15 protein-coding genes are annotated in these 14,890 nt (G+C 68.0%); 10 read left to right on the forward strand and 5 right to left on the reverse strand.

Annotation, left to right across the window (positions count from 1 at the left end):
* The first annotated feature begins 20 nt into the window (after positions 1-20).
* Together ACSX1D_RS00505 and rnk are read left to right on the forward strand one after the other, a co-directional pair.
* Complete coding sequence (locus ACSX1D_RS00505; protein ID WP_208710092.1) at positions 21-185, forward strand: DUF1289 domain-containing protein; 165 nt, start codon at positions 21-23, stop codon at positions 183-185.
* 119 nt (positions 186-304) lie between these two features.
* Positions 305-718, forward strand: a complete 414-nt coding sequence (gene rnk / locus ACSX1D_RS00510; protein WP_439860514.1) for a nucleoside diphosphate kinase regulator — start codon at positions 305-307, stop codon at positions 716-718.
* Positions 719-755: 37 nt separating this feature from the next.
* Here rnk and ACSX1D_RS00515 read toward each other — a convergent pair whose 3' ends face one another.
* The 3 genes from ACSX1D_RS00515 to ACSX1D_RS00525 all read right to left on the reverse strand — a co-directional run bounded on the left by ACSX1D_RS00515 (position 756) and on the right by ACSX1D_RS00525 (position 4,416).
* Positions 756-3,611, reverse strand: coding sequence for a class I adenylate cyclase (locus ACSX1D_RS00515; protein ID WP_439860515.1), 2,856 nt, complete (start codon positions 3,609-3,611; stop codon positions 756-758).
* A gap of 120 nt (positions 3,612-3,731) precedes the next feature.
* The gene (locus ACSX1D_RS00520) at positions 3,732-3,977 is read right to left on the reverse strand and encodes a TIGR02647 family protein (protein ID WP_439860516.1); all 246 of its coding nucleotides are present in this window, start codon (positions 3,975-3,977) and stop codon (positions 3,732-3,734) included.
* A gap of 151 nt (positions 3,978-4,128) precedes the next feature.
* Positions 4,129-4,416 carry a hypothetical protein gene (locus ACSX1D_RS00525; protein ID WP_439860517.1) on the reverse strand — a complete coding sequence of 96 codons (288 nt, stop codon included), beginning with the start codon at positions 4,414-4,416 and terminating at the stop codon, positions 4,129-4,131.
* Between the two features lie 191 nt (positions 4,417-4,607).
* Here ACSX1D_RS00525 and ACSX1D_RS00530 point away from each other — a divergent pair, with 191 nt between their 5' ends.
* Positions 4,608-5,069: a chemotaxis protein CheX gene (locus ACSX1D_RS00530; RefSeq protein WP_439860518.1), complete on the forward strand. Its 462-nt coding sequence runs from the start codon at positions 4,608-4,610 to the stop codon at positions 5,067-5,069.
* A gap of 9 nt (positions 5,070-5,078) precedes the next feature.
* Here ACSX1D_RS00530 and ACSX1D_RS00535 read toward each other — a convergent pair whose 3' ends face one another.
* A complete protein-coding gene (locus ACSX1D_RS00535) occupies positions 5,079-5,840 on the reverse strand; it encodes an endo alpha-1,4 polygalactosaminidase (RefSeq protein WP_439860519.1) in 762 nt (253 codons plus the stop codon).
* 465 nt (positions 5,841-6,305) lie between these two features.
* On the reverse strand, positions 6,306-7,700 hold the full coding sequence (gene argH, locus ACSX1D_RS00540) for an argininosuccinate lyase (protein WP_208707880.1): 1,395 nt from the start codon (positions 7,698-7,700) through the stop codon (positions 6,306-6,308).
* 257 nt (positions 7,701-7,957) lie between these two features.
* On the opposite strand from argH, the gene ACSX1D_RS00545 reads away from it, so the two are divergent.
* The 7 genes from ACSX1D_RS00545 to ACSX1D_RS00575 all read left to right on the forward strand — a co-directional run bounded on the left by ACSX1D_RS00545 (position 7,958) and on the right by ACSX1D_RS00575 (position 14,679).
* Entirely contained in the window at positions 7,958-9,040 is a 1,083-nt protein-coding gene (locus tag ACSX1D_RS00545) for a sensor histidine kinase (protein WP_439860520.1), read from the forward strand.
* Positions 9,037-9,783: a LytR/AlgR family response regulator transcription factor gene (locus ACSX1D_RS00550; RefSeq protein ID WP_439860521.1), complete on the forward strand. Its 747-nt coding sequence runs from the start codon at positions 9,037-9,039 to the stop codon at positions 9,781-9,783. The genes ACSX1D_RS00545 and ACSX1D_RS00550 overlap by 4 nt, the downstream gene beginning before the upstream one ends.
* A 130-nt stretch (positions 9,784-9,913) precedes the next feature.
* Positions 9,914-10,852, forward strand: coding sequence for a hydroxymethylbilane synthase (gene hemC / locus ACSX1D_RS00555; RefSeq protein ID WP_439860522.1), 939 nt, complete (start codon positions 9,914-9,916; stop codon positions 10,850-10,852).
* Positions 10,849-11,622 (forward strand): uroporphyrinogen-III synthase, encoded by a 774-nt coding sequence (locus ACSX1D_RS00560; RefSeq protein ID WP_439860523.1) that lies wholly within the window; start codon positions 10,849-10,851, stop codon positions 11,620-11,622. The genes hemC and ACSX1D_RS00560 overlap by 4 nt, the downstream gene beginning before the upstream one ends.
* A gap of 16 nt (positions 11,623-11,638) precedes the next feature.
* A complete protein-coding gene (locus tag ACSX1D_RS00565) occupies positions 11,639-12,784 on the forward strand; it encodes a uroporphyrinogen-III C-methyltransferase (protein ID WP_439860524.1) in 1,146 nt (381 codons plus the stop codon).
* The gene (locus ACSX1D_RS00570) at positions 12,781-14,028 is read left to right on the forward strand and encodes a heme biosynthesis HemY N-terminal domain-containing protein (protein ID WP_439860525.1); all 1,248 of its coding nucleotides are present in this window, start codon (positions 12,781-12,783) and stop codon (positions 14,026-14,028) included. The genes ACSX1D_RS00565 and ACSX1D_RS00570 overlap by 4 nt, the downstream gene beginning before the upstream one ends.
* 159 nt (positions 14,029-14,187) lie before the next feature.
* The gene (locus ACSX1D_RS00575; RefSeq protein WP_439860526.1) at positions 14,188-14,679 is read left to right on the forward strand and encodes a disulfide bond formation protein B; all 492 of its coding nucleotides are present in this window, start codon (positions 14,188-14,190) and stop codon (positions 14,677-14,679) included.
* Positions 14,680-14,890: the final 211 nt, after the last annotated feature.

A 14,890-nucleotide genomic window follows, 5' to 3' on the forward strand; every position in this document is an offset into this window, starting at 1 on the left:
CGCGAGGCGCCGCAACCGAGGTGGTCGCCTCGCCGTGCCGGCGCCAGTGCTGCCTGGACCCTGGGGACATGTGCATGGGTTGCGGGCGGCTGCTGGCGGAGATCCTCGAATGGGGCCGCGCCGACAATGCGCGGCGCCGGCTGATCTGCCAGGAGGCCCAGGCGCGCCTGCAGGCGCGGCGCTGACCGGCTGGTCTTGTTTAATTGCCCGGCTGTGTTACGGTCGCTCGAAATCACTCGCAAAACCCCGCCGTCCTGGCGGGGTTTTGCTTTTTTCGCCTCCCGACAAGGAGATCCGCACGACCATGAACAGCGCACCGCCGATCACCATTACCCGCCTCGACCTGCAGCGTCTGGAGCGTCTGCTCGACAGCCTGGAGGACTTCGGCGCGGGCGCCGTCGCCCTGCAGGCCGAGCTGGATCGCGCCGAGGTGGTCGGTCACGACGAGGTGCCGGCCGGGGTGGTGACCATGAATTCGCGGGTGCACTGTCGTGAGCAGAGCACTGGCAAGGACTATCACCTGACCCTGGTCTATCCCCAGGATGCCGGCAGTGAGGGCCGGGTGTCGATCCTCGCCCCGGTCGGCAGCGCCTTGCTCGGCCTCAGCGTCGGCCAGCACATCGACTGGGTGGGGCCGGGCGGCAAGCCGCTGAAGTTGGCCCTGCTGGCGGTGGAGTACCAGCCCGAGGCCGCTGGCGAGTATCGCCGCCAGGGTTGAGCGCCCGGTGCCGGCGCTAACCGGACCCCAGGTGCGCTCAGGCCCGTTCCAGGGCGCTGTTCAGCGCCGCTTCCAGTTCGGCCTTGTAGCGCAGGTACTGAATGGTCTGGGCCTGGCCGTTGCCGAGCACCGCGGACAGGTCCAGGTCGGTGATGTAGCAGCGATAGCGCTCGCCGGTGCGGCGCTGGGCGAGAATGTGGCGGGCCGCGGCGGCGAACAGGCCGCCGCGGTATTCCAGCTCGGAAAACTCGCGATGATTGCAGTACAGGGTGACGCTGGGGCGTCGTCCTGCGGCCGGCTCGACTATCGCCTGGACGTCATAGAACGGATGGTTGACCGGTGCCTGCGGCGGCGGGCGCCGCTCCAGGCGTTGCGCGCGCAGCGGCGCGGCCGGCAGCACCTGGTAGTAGAGCACTTCCGGCGGCGCCTGCGGCACCGGGCTGTCCAGCGGCAGCACAGCGTTGCGCCGGTACAGGAAGGCGCGCAGGAAGCGCTGCAGCGGGTTCAGCAGGCTCTGTTCGTCGTGAAACGGCACCGACTGGCGCCACAGCGCGTTGTGCTCGTCCAGCACGGTCAGCTCCGCCGTCGCCTCGCTCTCGTGCAGGCGGTAGAACACCTGGATGCACTGGGGCCGGCCGAGGGGCAGGATCAGCGCCAGGTCTTCGCCCTCCAGGGCGTTGCGGTCGAGGTGCAGCGGGCTGTAGTCCGGCTGCGGGTTGCCCAGGTGGGCGAGCAGCGCGGGCAGGTCGTGCAGCACCGTGTGGCGCGTCTGGCCGGGGAGCAGTTCGAGCACATGGTAGTGCTGCTGGATCTGCAGCAGGTAGCGGTTGCGCTGCTTCGCGCTGAGGTGCTGGAGAATATCGCGCAACAGGCCGTCGACCCGTTCGGCGATGGCCATAGCGCGGTTGCGGCAGAAGCAGCGCACCTGCAGGCGCGGCTTGGCCGCGGCGGCCGGCAGGCTGTCGAGCAGGCCGCGCAGGCACTCGAGCAGGGCGTTCGGCCCGGTGTAACGGCGCACGGTCAACTCGTTCCAGCTGTTCAGGCTGACCTGATCGAGGGTCAGAATCAGGTTTTCCCGGGTCCCCGAGTAGCCCAGCGCATCGGTGCGTTCGCTGGTCATGTGCAGGTCCATCTGGCTGTGCTGGCGCAGCGGGTCGAGGCCGACATTGACCAGCAACAGGACCTCGCATGGCGCGCTGGGGCGCAGCAGCGCGGTTTCCTCGAGCGGCGCCAGGGGCAGCGGCAGGGCCTGCTGCAGACTGCCCAGCAGGTTGTTCAGTTCGGACTCGCTGAGGTCGCTGCTGCCCGGGTGCAGCGACAGCCGGGTGCCGCTGTCGATCACCCCGTTGCGGTGGCACCAGGCGAGCAACTCGATCAGCTCGCCGGCGCGCTTGAGCGGGGCGAAATCCGTCCACTCCTGGGCGCCCAGGCTGCCGCGGAACAGCGCCCATTGATTGTCCTTGGGTGCGTGCGGGCTCGGACAGTGCACCAGGGTGAGGATGTCTTCGCCCAGGTCCGGGGCGATGCCCGGGTTGATGATCTCGATCTTGCCGGCCTTGCGCTCGAAGGCGGCATACAGGCGCCGGCCGAGGACCCCGAGGTCGCGGCGATTGAGCGAGCTGCCGGCCTGCTCGCGGCGGGCGAATTGCGAGAGGAAGCGATAGCTGTAGGTCAGCTCGTTGACCAGCATGCGCCGCTCGGCGCTGACCTGGCGCAGCTTCCACTGGCTGCGGCTGTCGAGCATCGCCAGCTGCTGGGTGTCCCACTGCCATTCGTCGATCAGGCGCTCGAGCAGCAGGCGTTGCCAGCTCTTGCGCGAGTCGCGCGGCGCGCGGCTGAGCTTGCGGTTGACCTTCAGGTACAGGCAGCGCCGCACCAGGGCCAGGCGCTCGGTTTCGCCGCGCCCGCTCAGGTACTCCTCCAGGCGCCGGTAGACCAGCACGTAGGGGTCCAATTCGTCGAGGTCCAGGCGGTTGGCGTAGACCGCCTGCTTGAAGCGCAACGACAGGCATTCGACCTGGGGATGCTCGCTGGCGTAGACCTCGGTGAGCAGCAGTTTGAGCACCGACTTGTAGGGTGATTCGATGCCCTTGTACAGCTGCCACATGCCGGCGCCGATGAACTCCTGCGGCGGGATGCGCGCCAGGTGGCCGAGATCGAGTACCTCCTCGGCGCGGATGAAGCGCTTGCTCAGCAGGGCGCAGGTGTAGTCGTGGTAGCGCGCCTCCTCGTACACCGGCACCAGCCACCACAGCGGCGTGCGCCCGGCCAGCCAGATCGCCGAGCGGTAGAACTCGTCGAGCAGCAGGTAGTGCTGGGTGGTGCCGCAGTCGTCCGAGGTCAGCTGGGCGTCGCGGTCACCGATGCTGAAGCGGGCCGGGTCGACCAGGAAGAAATGCGCCTCGGCGCCCTGGGTCGCGGCCCAGGCCTCGAGCAGGGTGCATTTCTTGCCCAGCTCGGCGAGCTCCTGGGGGGCGAGGTCCGGGGCGTGGCAGACCCACAGGTCCATGTCGCTCTGCTCGGCCTGGGCCACCGTGCCCAGGCTGCCCATCAGGAACAGCCCGTGAATCGGTTGCGGCGTCGGGCCGCGGCGCGGCTTGTAGGCGAAGGAGCGGGTCAGGCGTTGCGCCTCGGCGAGCAGGGCGTCATCGGGCTCGAAGCCGGACAGCCCGGCCGGGGTCAGGCCCGAGACATAGCCGGGGAGCAGCGGGTGGTTGACGTGGAACAGCAACGGCAGCAGGCGCAGGACCAGTTGCTGGCGGCTCGACAGCGCCTGCAGGGCGCGCTGCAGGCGGCCGTCGTTGACCTTGAGAAAGCGCGCGCGCAGCTGCGTCAGCACCTTGCGGTCGATGCCGTCGTCGATGTCCGGGCGGATTTCCTGGTTGCTGCTCATGTCGGGGCTCTGCGGGGATAGACGTCGCGGCTAGCGGCCGTCAGGGCCTCGCGGCGCAGTACGGAATGCGCTCCAACCGCCGCTCGCGCTGCCGAGCGGCGGCTTGGCTGGCGCAGTGGGTCAGGCCGTTTCGCTTACGTTGAGGATGGTCAGCAGACTCTGTGCATGTTCGGCCGCGTCCAGCCCGAGGCTGGTCAGGTAGCCGCCGTCGGCCTGAGTGACCAGGCCCTTGTCGTGCAAGCGTTGGGCCGCGGCGATGGCCTGGGGTGCGGCGACGTGATGAACCTTGAGGCCCTCCTGGGTGTTGCCCAGGTTGAACAGCGCAAGCAGTTCCAGTTCGGCGACCAGATCAGGGGTGAAGGTCATAGATGCTCCCGGTTCTTGTTGTCTTGCGCCGGACACCGCTGGTGCCCGACTGGTAGGTGCCCGCCACGGTCATTCGCCGCGTCGGGTGCGTGCAGTGTAGCGACCCCGGTGTTGGCGTGCCGGCTGCCACGACTAGCGTAGTGGGGCGAACTCACGCCGGCTCTGACGGATCATCCGGCAGCTCGGGCAGCGCGCGCAAGGCCTGCTCGTAGGTGGCGCCGTCGAACGGCCGGTCTGCGGCGAGCATGGCCTTGACCTCGTGGGCCAGGACCAGGGCCATCATCTGCAGGATATCTTCGCGTTCGAAGCCGATCAGGGTCAGCTTGTTCAGCACGGCGCGGGCGGCTGGTGGCTCGCCGGCTTCGATCTGGTTTTCGATGGCCTGCAGCAAGGCTGCTTCGGCGAAGGCTTCGTCTTCTGCTTCTGGGTGTTCGCTCATGGCGTGCGTCCTGGGGCTGAGCCGACAGTGTGCCACGGCCGGCGCCGGTGCGCCCTGGCATTCTCCTCGGGATAGGGGCGGCCGGACGCTGGCCAATGGTCGCGTGCTCGGCGTAGTCTGTGGTCCTGATTATTCTCGAAGCGGACGCCGTGCCCGGCATTGGCGCGGCTGCAGACCTGGAGGCAGCACCCATGCGGGCGGAATTCGTCAACCCCTTCCTGGCCTCGATGCTCGAGGTGATGAGCACCATGGCCAATCTCGAGCTGACGCCCGGCAAGCCGCAGCGCAAGACCGACGAGCGGGCGCTGGGCGATGTCTCCGGACTGATCGGCATGCTGGCCCCGCAGACCCGCGGCTCGATGTCCGTGACCTTCCAGAAGTCGCTGGCCCTGGAGGCCATGCGGCGCATGCTGGGCGAGGCGCCGGCGGAGATCAACGACGAGGTGACCGACATGGTCGGCGAGATCACCAACATGGTCACCGGTGGCGCCAAGCGCCGCCTGGCCGAGCAGGGCTTCGACTTCGAGATGGCCACCCCGGTGGTGGTGGCCGGAGCCGATCACAGCATCCGCCACCATGCCCAGGGGCCGCGCATCTACATGCCGTTCGAGTCGAAGTACGGCCGCGCGATCATCGAGATCTGCTTCGAGTAACCGCAGCGCTTACTTGCAAGGCGTGCCAACGCCCTTCAGCGAGCGCTTGAAGAACTGCAGGCGATAGCCCGATGCCGCGGCCTGTGTGCACAGGTTGCTGCTGTAGGCGCGGTAGTCGGCGATCAGCACCGCCTTGCCCTGCTGGCGGAACAGCCGGTAGCCGTCGCATTCCTTGTAGACGTAGCAGCTTTCGTTGATGGCGAAGTCGAAGTCGTCGACCAGCTGCGGCAGCAGTTCCACGGCGTTCTTCAGGCCGACGGCGAGGTCGCGTTGGTGCGCTTCGCGGGCCAGCCAGCGGTTGAAGTCGAGCTGATCGGCCGCGGTCAGTTGCAGGCCGTTGGCATTGCTGTAGCCATCCACATTGTCCGGGTCGACGCCGTGGCAGCCCTTGCTGACCGCCAGGTCCAGGCGCTTGCTGAGCAGGGCGCGCACGTCGGCGCGGCGAATGTCCAGCCAGCGCTCGCCCGGCCAATCGGCCAGCGGTGCGCCGAGCGCGGCGGCCGGGTAGTCCGCGGCATCCGGGCGCCAGTCTTCCCAGGTGCCGGCGCTGAAGTAGCAGATGACGATGCGCCCGACGGCCTTGAGGTCGCCGATGGTTTTCGCCGGCGTGTCGTACAGGTCGATGTCGTATAGCTGGCGGTCGGGCTTTTGCAGCCTGCCGTCCAGTTGCATATGCCAGCTCACCTGGCTGGGAATCACCAGCGGCGTGGCGCAGGCCGGGAGCAGGCCGAGGCCGGCGAACAGGAGAAGGCTGAGTAGGATCCGTTTCATTGCGCTGTACTCCCGGGCAGGCGCCGTTTCGCGCGAGATGGCCCGGACGATCCGGGCGTGCTTGGCAGTCAGCCTAGAGCCTAGAACGATCTGTCGTGCGGTACTGCGTCACGATTCTGGCGTATTGTTTGTTGACGCTGTGATTGCGGCGAGCCTGTCGCCTCTCTCCTGTGCGCCAGGCCAGCCTCGCGCGCTGCGGGCGGGGACATCATTCGGCCAGGCTGATGCCGGAGTCGCCCAGGTCCTCGGCTACGCCCCACCACTTGGGCAGGCCATCCTCGATCCGCAGCGCAGGCCTCCTGCTGGTGCACATGCATGCCCGGACTGAGGGCGAGCGCCGGGATGAGCGCGGCGTAGACGTCGACCAGGGCCTTGTCCGGGTGCTCGGTGAACAGGTGTCCGCCGCACGCCTTGCACCATTGCCGTGATCCGGCGGCGCCTTGCGCGCCGCCGTTCAGGCCGCTGTCAGCGGGTGGCCAGCAACGTTTGGCCGCGCTTGACCGCCGCGCGCACCTGATCGGGGGCGGTGCCGCCGATATGGTTGCGGGCATTCACCGAACCTTCCAGGGTCAGCACGGCGAACACGTCCTGCTCGATCTGGTCGCTGAACTGGCGCAGTTCGTCCAGGCTCATCTCGGCCAGGTCCTTGCCGTTGTCGACGCCGTACTTCACCGCATGGCCGACGATTTCGTGGCAGTCGCGGAACGGCAGGCCCTTGCGCACCAGGTAGTCGGCCAGGTCGGTGGCGGTGGAGAAGCCGCGCAGCGCCGCCTCGCGCATGATCGCGTGCTTGGGCTTGATCGCCGGGATCATGTCGGCGAAAGCGCGCAGGCTGTCGCGCAGGGTGTCGGCGGCGTCGAACAGCGGTTCCTTGTCTTCCTGGTTGTCCTTGTTGTAGGCCAGCGGCTGGCCCTTCATCAGGGTCAGCAGGCCGGTCAGGGCGCCGAACACCCGGCCGGTCTTGCCGCGCACCAGTTCCGGCACGTCCGGGTTCTTTTTCTGCGGCATGATCGAGGAGCCGGTGCAGAAGCGATCCGGCAGGTCGATGAACTGGAACTGGGCGCTGGTCCACAGCACCAGCTCCTCGGAGAAGCGTGACAGGTGCATCATCGCCAGGCTGGCCGCGGCGCAGAACTCGATGGCGAAGTCACGGTCCGAGACGCCGTCCAGCGAGTTGCCGCCGATGGTGTCGAAGCCCAGCAGCTGGGCGGTGATCTGCCGGTCGATCGGGTAGGTGGTGCCGGCCAGGGCGGCGCTGCCCAGGGGCATGCGGTTGGTGCGCTTGCGGCAGTCGACCAGGCGCTCGTAGTCGCGCGAGAGCATCTCGAACCAGGCCAGCAGGTGGTGGCCGAAGGTCACCGGCTGGGCGGTCTGCAGGTGAGTGAAGCCGGGCATGATGGTCTCGGCCTCGCGCTCGGCCTGCTCCAGCAGGCCCTGCTGCAGGCGGGTGAGTTCGGCGAGGATCAGGTCGATCTCGTCGCGCAGCCACAGGCGGATGTCGGTGGCCACCTGGTCGTTGCGGCTACGTCCGGTGTGCAGCTTCTTGCCGGTGACGCCGATGCGCTCGGTGAGCTTGGCCTCGATATTCATGTGCACGTCTTCCAGGTCGACGCGCCAGTCGAACTGGCCGGCCTCGATCTCGCCCTGGATCTGCGTCAGGCCGTCGATGATGCTGTCGCGCTCGGCGTCGGTGAGCACGCCGACCTGGGCCAGCATGCTGGCGTGGGCGATGGAGCCCATGATGTCGTGGCGGTACAGGCGCTTGTCGAACTCGACGGAGGCGGTGAAACGGGCGACGAAGGCGTCGACGGGCTCGCTGAAGCGGCCGCCCCAGGATTGGTTGGTCTTCTCTGTGCTCATGGGATTCGCTCGGCTGGTGCGCAGATTCGTGCGGGCCGTGGATAACGGCCGGCGCGGCGGAAAAAGTCCGTCGATAATAACAGGGTCGCGGGCAAATTCGCCGCGCCGCTTTTTCCCTGGCTCAGGCGGTGGTTGAGGCGCGTCCAGTGTAGGGCGGATCACAAATCCGGGTGCCGGCACGTGTTTTCAGGGATTTATTTCACCCGGCCGGAGCCGGCCAGCTTGCCGCCCGGGCGCGCTAAACGGAAACTGCGCCGATGCATATTCAATGGTTCAACAATAAAAATAGCGACGAGCCGGACGATGACTTCTTCATCCCGGAACTCTGCCAACCGGAAGCGCTGCTGAGCATGGTCCTGCTCGCCGAGTTGCTGGTACTGGTGCTGGTGCTCGCCGAACCCATGCTGCCCGGTTTCAACTGGGTACGGCTGGCGCTGACATCGCTGTTCGTGCAGTGGATCGTGCTGCTGTCGGCGGCCCTGCTGTGCCGCCTGCGGCCATTGCTGGCGCGCCTGCGCGCGGCGCTGGCCGGGGGACTGTCCTGCGCGATAGTGGTGGCTCTGACCCTGGCCTGCACCGCGGTGGCCGATTATTACCAGCTCGGCGGGCCGCTGCCGCACGACGGCGAGGTCAACCTGTACCTGCGCCACGCCCTGATCAGCATGATCATGTCGGCACTGCTGCTACGCTACTTCTATCTGCAGAGCCAATGGCGTCGGCAGGAGCAGGCTGAATTGCGTGCGCGCATCGAGTCCTTGCAAGCGCGGATCCGCCCGCATTTCTTGTTCAACAGCCTGAACAGCATCGCCAGCCTGGTCGCAGTCGATCCGTACAAAGCCGAACAGGCGGTACTGGATCTGTCCGACCTGTTTCGCGCCAGCCTGGCCAAGCCGGGCAGCCTGGTGCCCTGGATTGAGGAGCTGGAACTGGCCAAGCGCTATCTGTCGATCGAGCATTACCGGCTCGGCGAGCGGCTACAGTTGCAGTGGGAGGTAGCCGACGTGCCGAATGATTTGCCGATACCGCAGCTGACCTTGCAGCCGTTGCTGGAAAACGCCCTGGTCTACGGTATCCAGCCGCGCATCGAAGGGGGGCTGGTGCAGGTCGAGGCGAGCTACACGGATGGGATCTTCCGCCTGTGCGTGAGCAATCCCTACGAACAGCAGGGCGAACCGCAGACTTCGCGCGGAACGCACCAGGCGCTGAACAATATCGATGCGCGCCTCGCTGCACTCTTCGGGTCACGCGCCAGCCTCAGCGTGGAGCGTCGTGACGGCCGCCACTACACCTGTCTACGCTATCCTTGTGCGAGACTCATGCAGGAAGCCAGTGCATTATGAATGTCCTGATAGTCGATGACGAACCCTTGGCCCGTGACCGCCTCAGCCGTATGGTCGGCGACCTCGATGGCTATCGAGTCCTCGAGCCTGCTGCCAGTAACGGCGAAGAGGCGCTGACCCTGATCGACAACCTGAGGCCGGATATCGTGCTGCTGGATATCCGTATGCCGGGCCTCGACGGTCTGCAGGTCGCGGCGAAACTCTGCGAGCGCGAGGCGCCGCCGGCCGTGATCTTCTGTACCGCCCACGACGAATTTGCCCTGGAGGCGTTCAAGGTCAGCGCGGTGGGCTATCTGGTCAAACCGGTGCGCCCGGAGAACCTCAGCGAGGCGTTGAAGAAGGCCGAGCGGCCGAACCGCGTGCAGCTCGCCGCCCTCACCCGGCCGGCCGCCGAGACCGGTGGCGGGCCGCGCACTCACATCAGCGCGCGTACCCGCAAGGGCATCGAACTGATTCCGCTTGACCAGGTCATCTACTTCATCGCCGACCACAAGTACGTGACGCTGCGCCATGAGGGCGGTGAGGTGCTGCTCGACGAACCCCTGAAGGCCCTGGAGGACGAATTCGGCGAGCGTTTCGTGCGCATCCACCGCAATGCCCTGGTGGCCCGCGAGCGCATCGAGCGCCTGCAGCGTACGCCGCTCGGCCACTTCCAGCTGTACCTCAAGGGCCTGGATGGCGACGCGCTGATCGTCAGCCGCCGTCATGTGGCCGGGGTGCGCAAACTGATGAATAGCCTCTAGCGGCGCGCATCGGCCCGCGCCCTGGTGAATCGGGCGGCCGCCGGCGCGCGGCCACGCAAGGCATTCGGCCGCAGGCTTCCGGCCGATCAGCCTGTTATCATCCTCGGCGGTTCGAATTCTGGAATTGCCCATGTCCCGTGAAATCCGCATTGCCACCCGTAAAAGCGCCCTGGCCCTGTGGCAGGCCGAACACGTCAAGGCCCGCCTGGAGCAGGCGCACCCGGGCCTCAAGGTCAGTCTGGTGCCCATGGTCAGCCGCGGCGACAAGCTGCTCGATGCGCCGCTGGCGAAGATTGGCGGCAAGGGCCTGTTCGTCAAGGAACTGGAAACCGCGCTGCTGGAGGATCAGGCCGACATCGCCGTGCATTCGATGAAGGATGTGCCGATGGACTTCCCCCAGGGGCTGGGGCTGTACTGCATCTGCGAGCGCGAAGACCCGCGTGATGCCTTCGTCTCCAATCGCTTCGACAGCCTCGACGAACTGCCGGCCGGTAGCGTGGTCGGCACCTCCAGCCTGCGCCGCCAGGCCCAGCTGCTGGCCCGGCGCCCCGACCTGAAGATCCAGTTCCTGCGCGGCAACGTCAACACCCGCCTGGCCAAGCTCGATGCCGGCGACTACGACGCCATCATCCTCGCCGCCGCCGGGCTGATCCGCCTCGGTTTCGCCGAACGCATCCGCGCCTCGATCAGTGTCGAGGACAGCCTGCCGGCTGGCGGGCAGGGCGCGGTGGGCATCGAATGCCGCAGCGCCGACAGCGAGATCCACGCCTTGCTGGCGCCCCTGCACCATGTCGACACCGCCCTGCGGGTGACCGCCGAGCGCGCGTTGAACAAGCGCCTGAACGGCGGCTGCCAGGTGCCGATCGCCTGCTACGCGGTGCTCGAAGGCGGGCAACTGTGGCTGCGCGGTCTGGTCGGTCAGCCGGACGGCGGGCTGCTGCTGCGCGCCGAGGGTCGCGCGCCGGAGACGGCAGCCGAGCAGCTCGGCGTGCAGGTCGCCGAAGCCCTGTTGGCGCAGGGGGCGGCGGGCATACTGCAGGCGATCTACGGCGAGGCCGATCCCGAGTGAGTGCCTGGCGCCTGCTGCTGACCCGTCCGGCCGAGGAGTGCCCGGCACTGGCGGCGACGCTGGCCGCCGAGGGCATCCACAGCAGCAGCCTGCCGCTGCTGGCCATCGAGGCGCTGGCGGAAACCGCCGAGCAGCGCGCCACCATCCTCGACCTGGATCGCTATTGCGCGGTGATAGTGGTGAGCAAGCCCGCGGCCAGATTCGGCCTGGAGCTGCTCGATCGCTACTGGCCGCAACCGCTGGCCGAACAGCCCTGGTTCAGCGTCGGCGCGGCCACCGCGCAAATCCTCGGCGACTACGGCCTGCCGGTGCATTGCCCGGACGAAGGCGACGACAGCGAGAGCCTGCTGGCCCTGCCGCAGCTGCAGCAGGCGCTGCGCGCGGCTGTCACGCCGCGGGTGCTGATCCTGCGTGGCGATGAGGGCCGCGAGCTGCTCGCCGAGCGACTGCGCGAGCAGGGTGTGCAGGTCGACTATCTGCCGCTGTATCGCCGGCGGCTGCCGGACTATCCCGAGGGTGTCCTGTATGAACGGGTGCGCGTCGAGCGGCTGAACGGCCTGGTGGTCAGCAGCGGCCAGGGCTTCGATCATCTGCGCCAGCTGGCGGCCGCGCACTGGCCCGAACTGGCTCGGCTACCCTTGTTTGTACCCAGCCCGCGCGTCGCCGAGCAGGCGCGCGCCGCGGGCGCCGAGATTGTTGTGGACTGCCGCGGCGCCAGCGCCACGGCGTTGCTGGCGGCGTTGCAGGCGCAACCTGCCCCTGACCTCTGATGCAAAGGATGGACACGTGAGCGAAGCGACTTCCCCGAACGAGCAAGAGCAACCGACGCCGGATGTACCCGAGGCGGCACCGGCAGGCAAAGCCGAAGAACCGTCCAAGCCGGGCAAGGTTGTCCTGCTGCTGGCCATTCTGGCCCTGTTGCTGGCCATCGCCGCGGTGCTGGCCGGCGGATGGGGCCTGTGGCAGTTGCGCGCCCTGGAGGCCAGGGATCAGCAGCGCCTCGAGCAGTTGCAGGCAGCGCGCGAGCAGGCCGAGGTTGCGGCGCAACGGGCCGAGGGCCTGAGGGCACGGCTCCAGCAGCTGCCCGCGGCGGCGGAGCTGGAGGAGCGCCGGCGCCTGCTCGCCCAGCTGCAGGGGGATCAGCAGCTGCTCAACAAGCGGCTGGAGACCGTACTTGGCGCCAGCCGCCAGGACTGGCGCCTGGCCGAGGCCGAGCATTTGCTGCGCCTGGCCAGCCTGCGCCTGTCCGCCCTGCAGGACATCGACAGCGCCAAGGCGCTGGTGCTAGGCGCCGACGAGATCCTCCGCGACCAGGACGACCCGGCGGCCTTCGCCGCCCGCGAGCAGCTGGCGAAGAGCCTGGAGGCCTTGCGCGCGATCCCCAACCCGGATCGCACCGGACTGTTCCTGCAGCTCGGCGCCCTGCGTGATCAGGCCGCACAGCTCAGCGCCCTCAACCCGGTGTTCGAAAGCCAGGGTGGCGTGCTGAGCGACCTGGCCGCCCAGGGCGATGGCGCCAGCTGGTGGTCCCAGGGGCTGCATACCCTGTCGCAGTACTTCCGTATCGACTTCAGCGCCGACCAGAACATCCGGCCGCTGCTCGCCGGGCAGAGTCTGACCCAGGTGCGCCTGGCGCTCAGCCTGGCCCTGGAGCAGGCGCAGTGGGCCGCGTTGCATGGCCAGACCCCAGTCTACCGGCAGGCCCTGCTGCAGGCCGCCGAGGTGCTGGATGCCCATTTCGACCGGGAGAATCCGGCGAGCCGGGCCCTGCGCACGCGCATCGATGAGCTGATCGGCCAGACCGTCGAGGTCGTGGCGCCGGACCTCGGCAACTCGCTGACTGCCGTGCAGGCCTACCTGGAGCGCAAGCAGTCGGCGCGTGAGCCGCTGGCGCCCGAGGGCGCCCAGAGCGACGAGGAGGCGCGTCCATGAAGCGTGTCTTGGTATTGCTCGCCGTGCTGCTGGTAGTGGCCGGCGTGGCGCTGCTCGGCGTGGCCATCGTCGAGCACAAGGGCTACGTGCTGTTCGCCTATCAGGGCTTCCGTTACGAATCCAGCCTGTGGGCCTTCCTCGCCCTGCTGGTGGCGCTCTGGCTGCTGTCGCGGGTGCTGCGCCTGCTGCTGCGCCTGTTGGTGACCTCCGGGCGGCTGATCAACCCCTGGTCGGGCCTGCACCGCAGCCGCCGCGTGCGTGTGGCCTCCGAGCAGGGTTTCGTCGACCTGGCGGAAGGCCGTTGGGTACCGGCCCTGCGCTACCTGCGCAGAGCGGCCGAAAGCGACCCGCAGCCCTTGATGTATTACCTGAGCGCGGCGCGGGCGGCGCACAAGCTGGGACAGCACGAGGACAGCGATGCGCTGCTGGAACGGGCGCTCAAGCGTCAGCCGGATGCCGAACTGGCGATTGCCCTGACCCATGCCAGGCTGCAGCACGCACGCGGGCAGAGCGATTCGGCCCGGGAAACCCTGGAGATCATGCGCGAGCGCCACCCGCAGAATCGCCAGGTGCTGCGCCAGCTGCAGCGCCTGTATCTGCAGGCCGGCGACTGGTCGGCGCTGCTCGGTCTGTTGCCGGAGCTGCACAAGCACAAGGTCCTCGGCGCCGCCGAGCTGTCCGAGCTCGAGCGCCAAGCCTGGCGCGGCCGCCTGACTGCCGTCGGCGAGGGCGCCGCGGGCGATGTGCCGGGCGCCCTGGAGGCGCTCAAGCAAGCCTGGGAGCAGCTGTCGTCAGCGCATCGCCAGGAGCCCGAATTGCTCGCCGTGTACGCCGAACAGTTGCGCGTGCTGGGCGCCGAACAGGAGGCCGAGGCGCTCCTGCATCACGCCCTGAAGCGCGATTACGACGGCCGCCTGGTGCGTCTCTACGGGCTGCTCCGCGGCAAGGATCCGGCGCGTCAGCTGCAGGCGGCCGAAGGCTGGCTGAAGCAGCACCCGCAAGACGCCGGCCTGCTGCTGACCGTCGGCCGGCTGTGTCTGCAGAATCAGTTGTGGGGCAAGGCCAAGGAGTATTTCGAGAGCAGCCTGGTGTTCCAGCGTGACCCGGAAACCTGCGCGGAGCTGGCGCGTCTGCTGGCGCGGCTTGGTGAAGTCGAGCGCAGCAATCAGCTGTTTCAGGAGGGCCTCGGCCTGCTCGATCAGCGCCTGGGCGGCCTGGCGCTGCCACAGCCGGCCCTGAACTAGTCGCGCGGAACCGGCGTGGCCGAGGGCAGACCGCCCCCGGCACTGGACGTACGGCACGTTTCGGCCGATGGCTAACCGCTCTGGCCGGTTGGTTTGCCTTGATCGGCCGAGGCGCTTTCCTCTACCGTAGGCGGCTTCGTTTTCCATCCCGGAGCCGTCATGCCCTTGGCCAGCCCCCGTTCTCTCTATTCCCTCGCGTTTCTCGGCTGCCTGGCGCTGATGGCCGCGGCGCTCTATCTGGAACACGTGGTCGGCCTGGAGCCCTGCCCCCTGTGCATCGTCCAGCGCGTCTGCGTGATCGGTTTCGGCCTGGTTTGTCTGGTCGCCGCGTTGCACGCGCCGGGCCGCGGCGGTCGTCGGGCCTATGCCGGGTTGGGGTTGCTGTTCGCCGCTGCGGGTGGCGGCACGGCCGCACGCCAGATCTGGCTGCAAGGGGTGCCGGCGGACCAGCTGCCCGCCTGTTTGCCAAGCCTCGACTACATGATGGAGGCCCTGCCGTTCCAGGAGATCGTGCGCCTGGTGCTGCACGGTTCGGCCGATTGCGCCGAGGTCAGCTGGACCCTGTTCGGCCTGAGTATCCCGGAGTGGAGCCTGCTCGGATTCGTCGCCATGCTGGGCTTCGCGTTGCTCCAGTTGTTGCGCCGCGACTGATCCTGCGGTGACATCGCCGGACGCGCCGGCACAAGGCTCTTCGCGAATGGACGTCCCGGCGAGGTGCAGAGCGCTGATTAAACGACCGTATGAAATTTTCTCCCGCCTGTGCCTTGTCGATGTCGGCCCCCGGGCATAATCTGGCTCGCACGCACCGCCGGAAAGTTGCCATCACGCGGTTGCCTTCCCAAGACCATGCACCGATTGACAA

Origin of the sequence: Pseudomonas sp. MBLB4136 (assembly GCF_051904765.1) — a bacterium.
Lineage (GTDB): Bacteria > Pseudomonadota > Gammaproteobacteria > Pseudomonadales > Pseudomonadaceae > Aquipseudomonas.

Excerpts from the sequence above, each read along its gene's own strand:
- ACSX1D_RS00530 (WP_439860518.1), top strand. The coding sequence starts at position 4,608 with ATGCGGGCGGAATTCGTCAACCCCTTCCTGGCCTCGATGCTCGAGGTG.
- hemC (WP_439860522.1), top strand. The coding sequence starts at position 9,914 with ATGTCCCGTGAAATCCGCATTGCCACCCGTAAAAGCGCCCTGGCCCTG.
- ACSX1D_RS00575 (WP_439860526.1), top strand. The coding sequence starts at position 14,188 with ATGCCCTTGGCCAGCCCCCGTTCTCTCTATTCCCTCGCGTTTCTCGGC.
- argH (WP_208707880.1), bottom strand. The coding sequence starts at position 7,700 with ATGAGCACAGAGAAGACCAACCAATCCTGGGGCGGCCGCTTCAGCGAG.
- ACSX1D_RS00515 (WP_439860515.1), bottom strand. The coding sequence starts at position 3,611 with ATGAGCAGCAACCAGGAAATCCGCCCGGACATCGACGACGGCATCGAC.
- ACSX1D_RS00550 (WP_439860521.1), top strand. The coding sequence starts at position 9,037 with ATGAATGTCCTGATAGTCGATGACGAACCCTTGGCCCGTGACCGCCTC.
- ACSX1D_RS00520 (WP_439860516.1), bottom strand. The coding sequence starts at position 3,977 with ATGACCTTCACCCCTGATCTGGTCGCCGAACTGGAACTGCTTGCGCTG.
- ACSX1D_RS00545 (WP_439860520.1), top strand. The coding sequence starts at position 7,958 with ATGCATATTCAATGGTTCAACAATAAAAATAGCGACGAGCCGGACGAT.
- rnk (WP_439860514.1), top strand. The coding sequence starts at position 305 with ATGAACAGCGCACCGCCGATCACCATTACCCGCCTCGACCTGCAGCGT.
- ACSX1D_RS00570 (WP_439860525.1), top strand. The coding sequence starts at position 12,781 with ATGAAGCGTGTCTTGGTATTGCTCGCCGTGCTGCTGGTAGTGGCCGGC.
- ACSX1D_RS00535 (WP_439860519.1), bottom strand. The coding sequence starts at position 5,840 with ATGAAACGGATCCTACTCAGCCTTCTCCTGTTCGCCGGCCTCGGCCTG.
- ACSX1D_RS00525 (WP_439860517.1), bottom strand. The coding sequence starts at position 4,416 with ATGAGCGAACACCCAGAAGCAGAAGACGAAGCCTTCGCCGAAGCAGCC.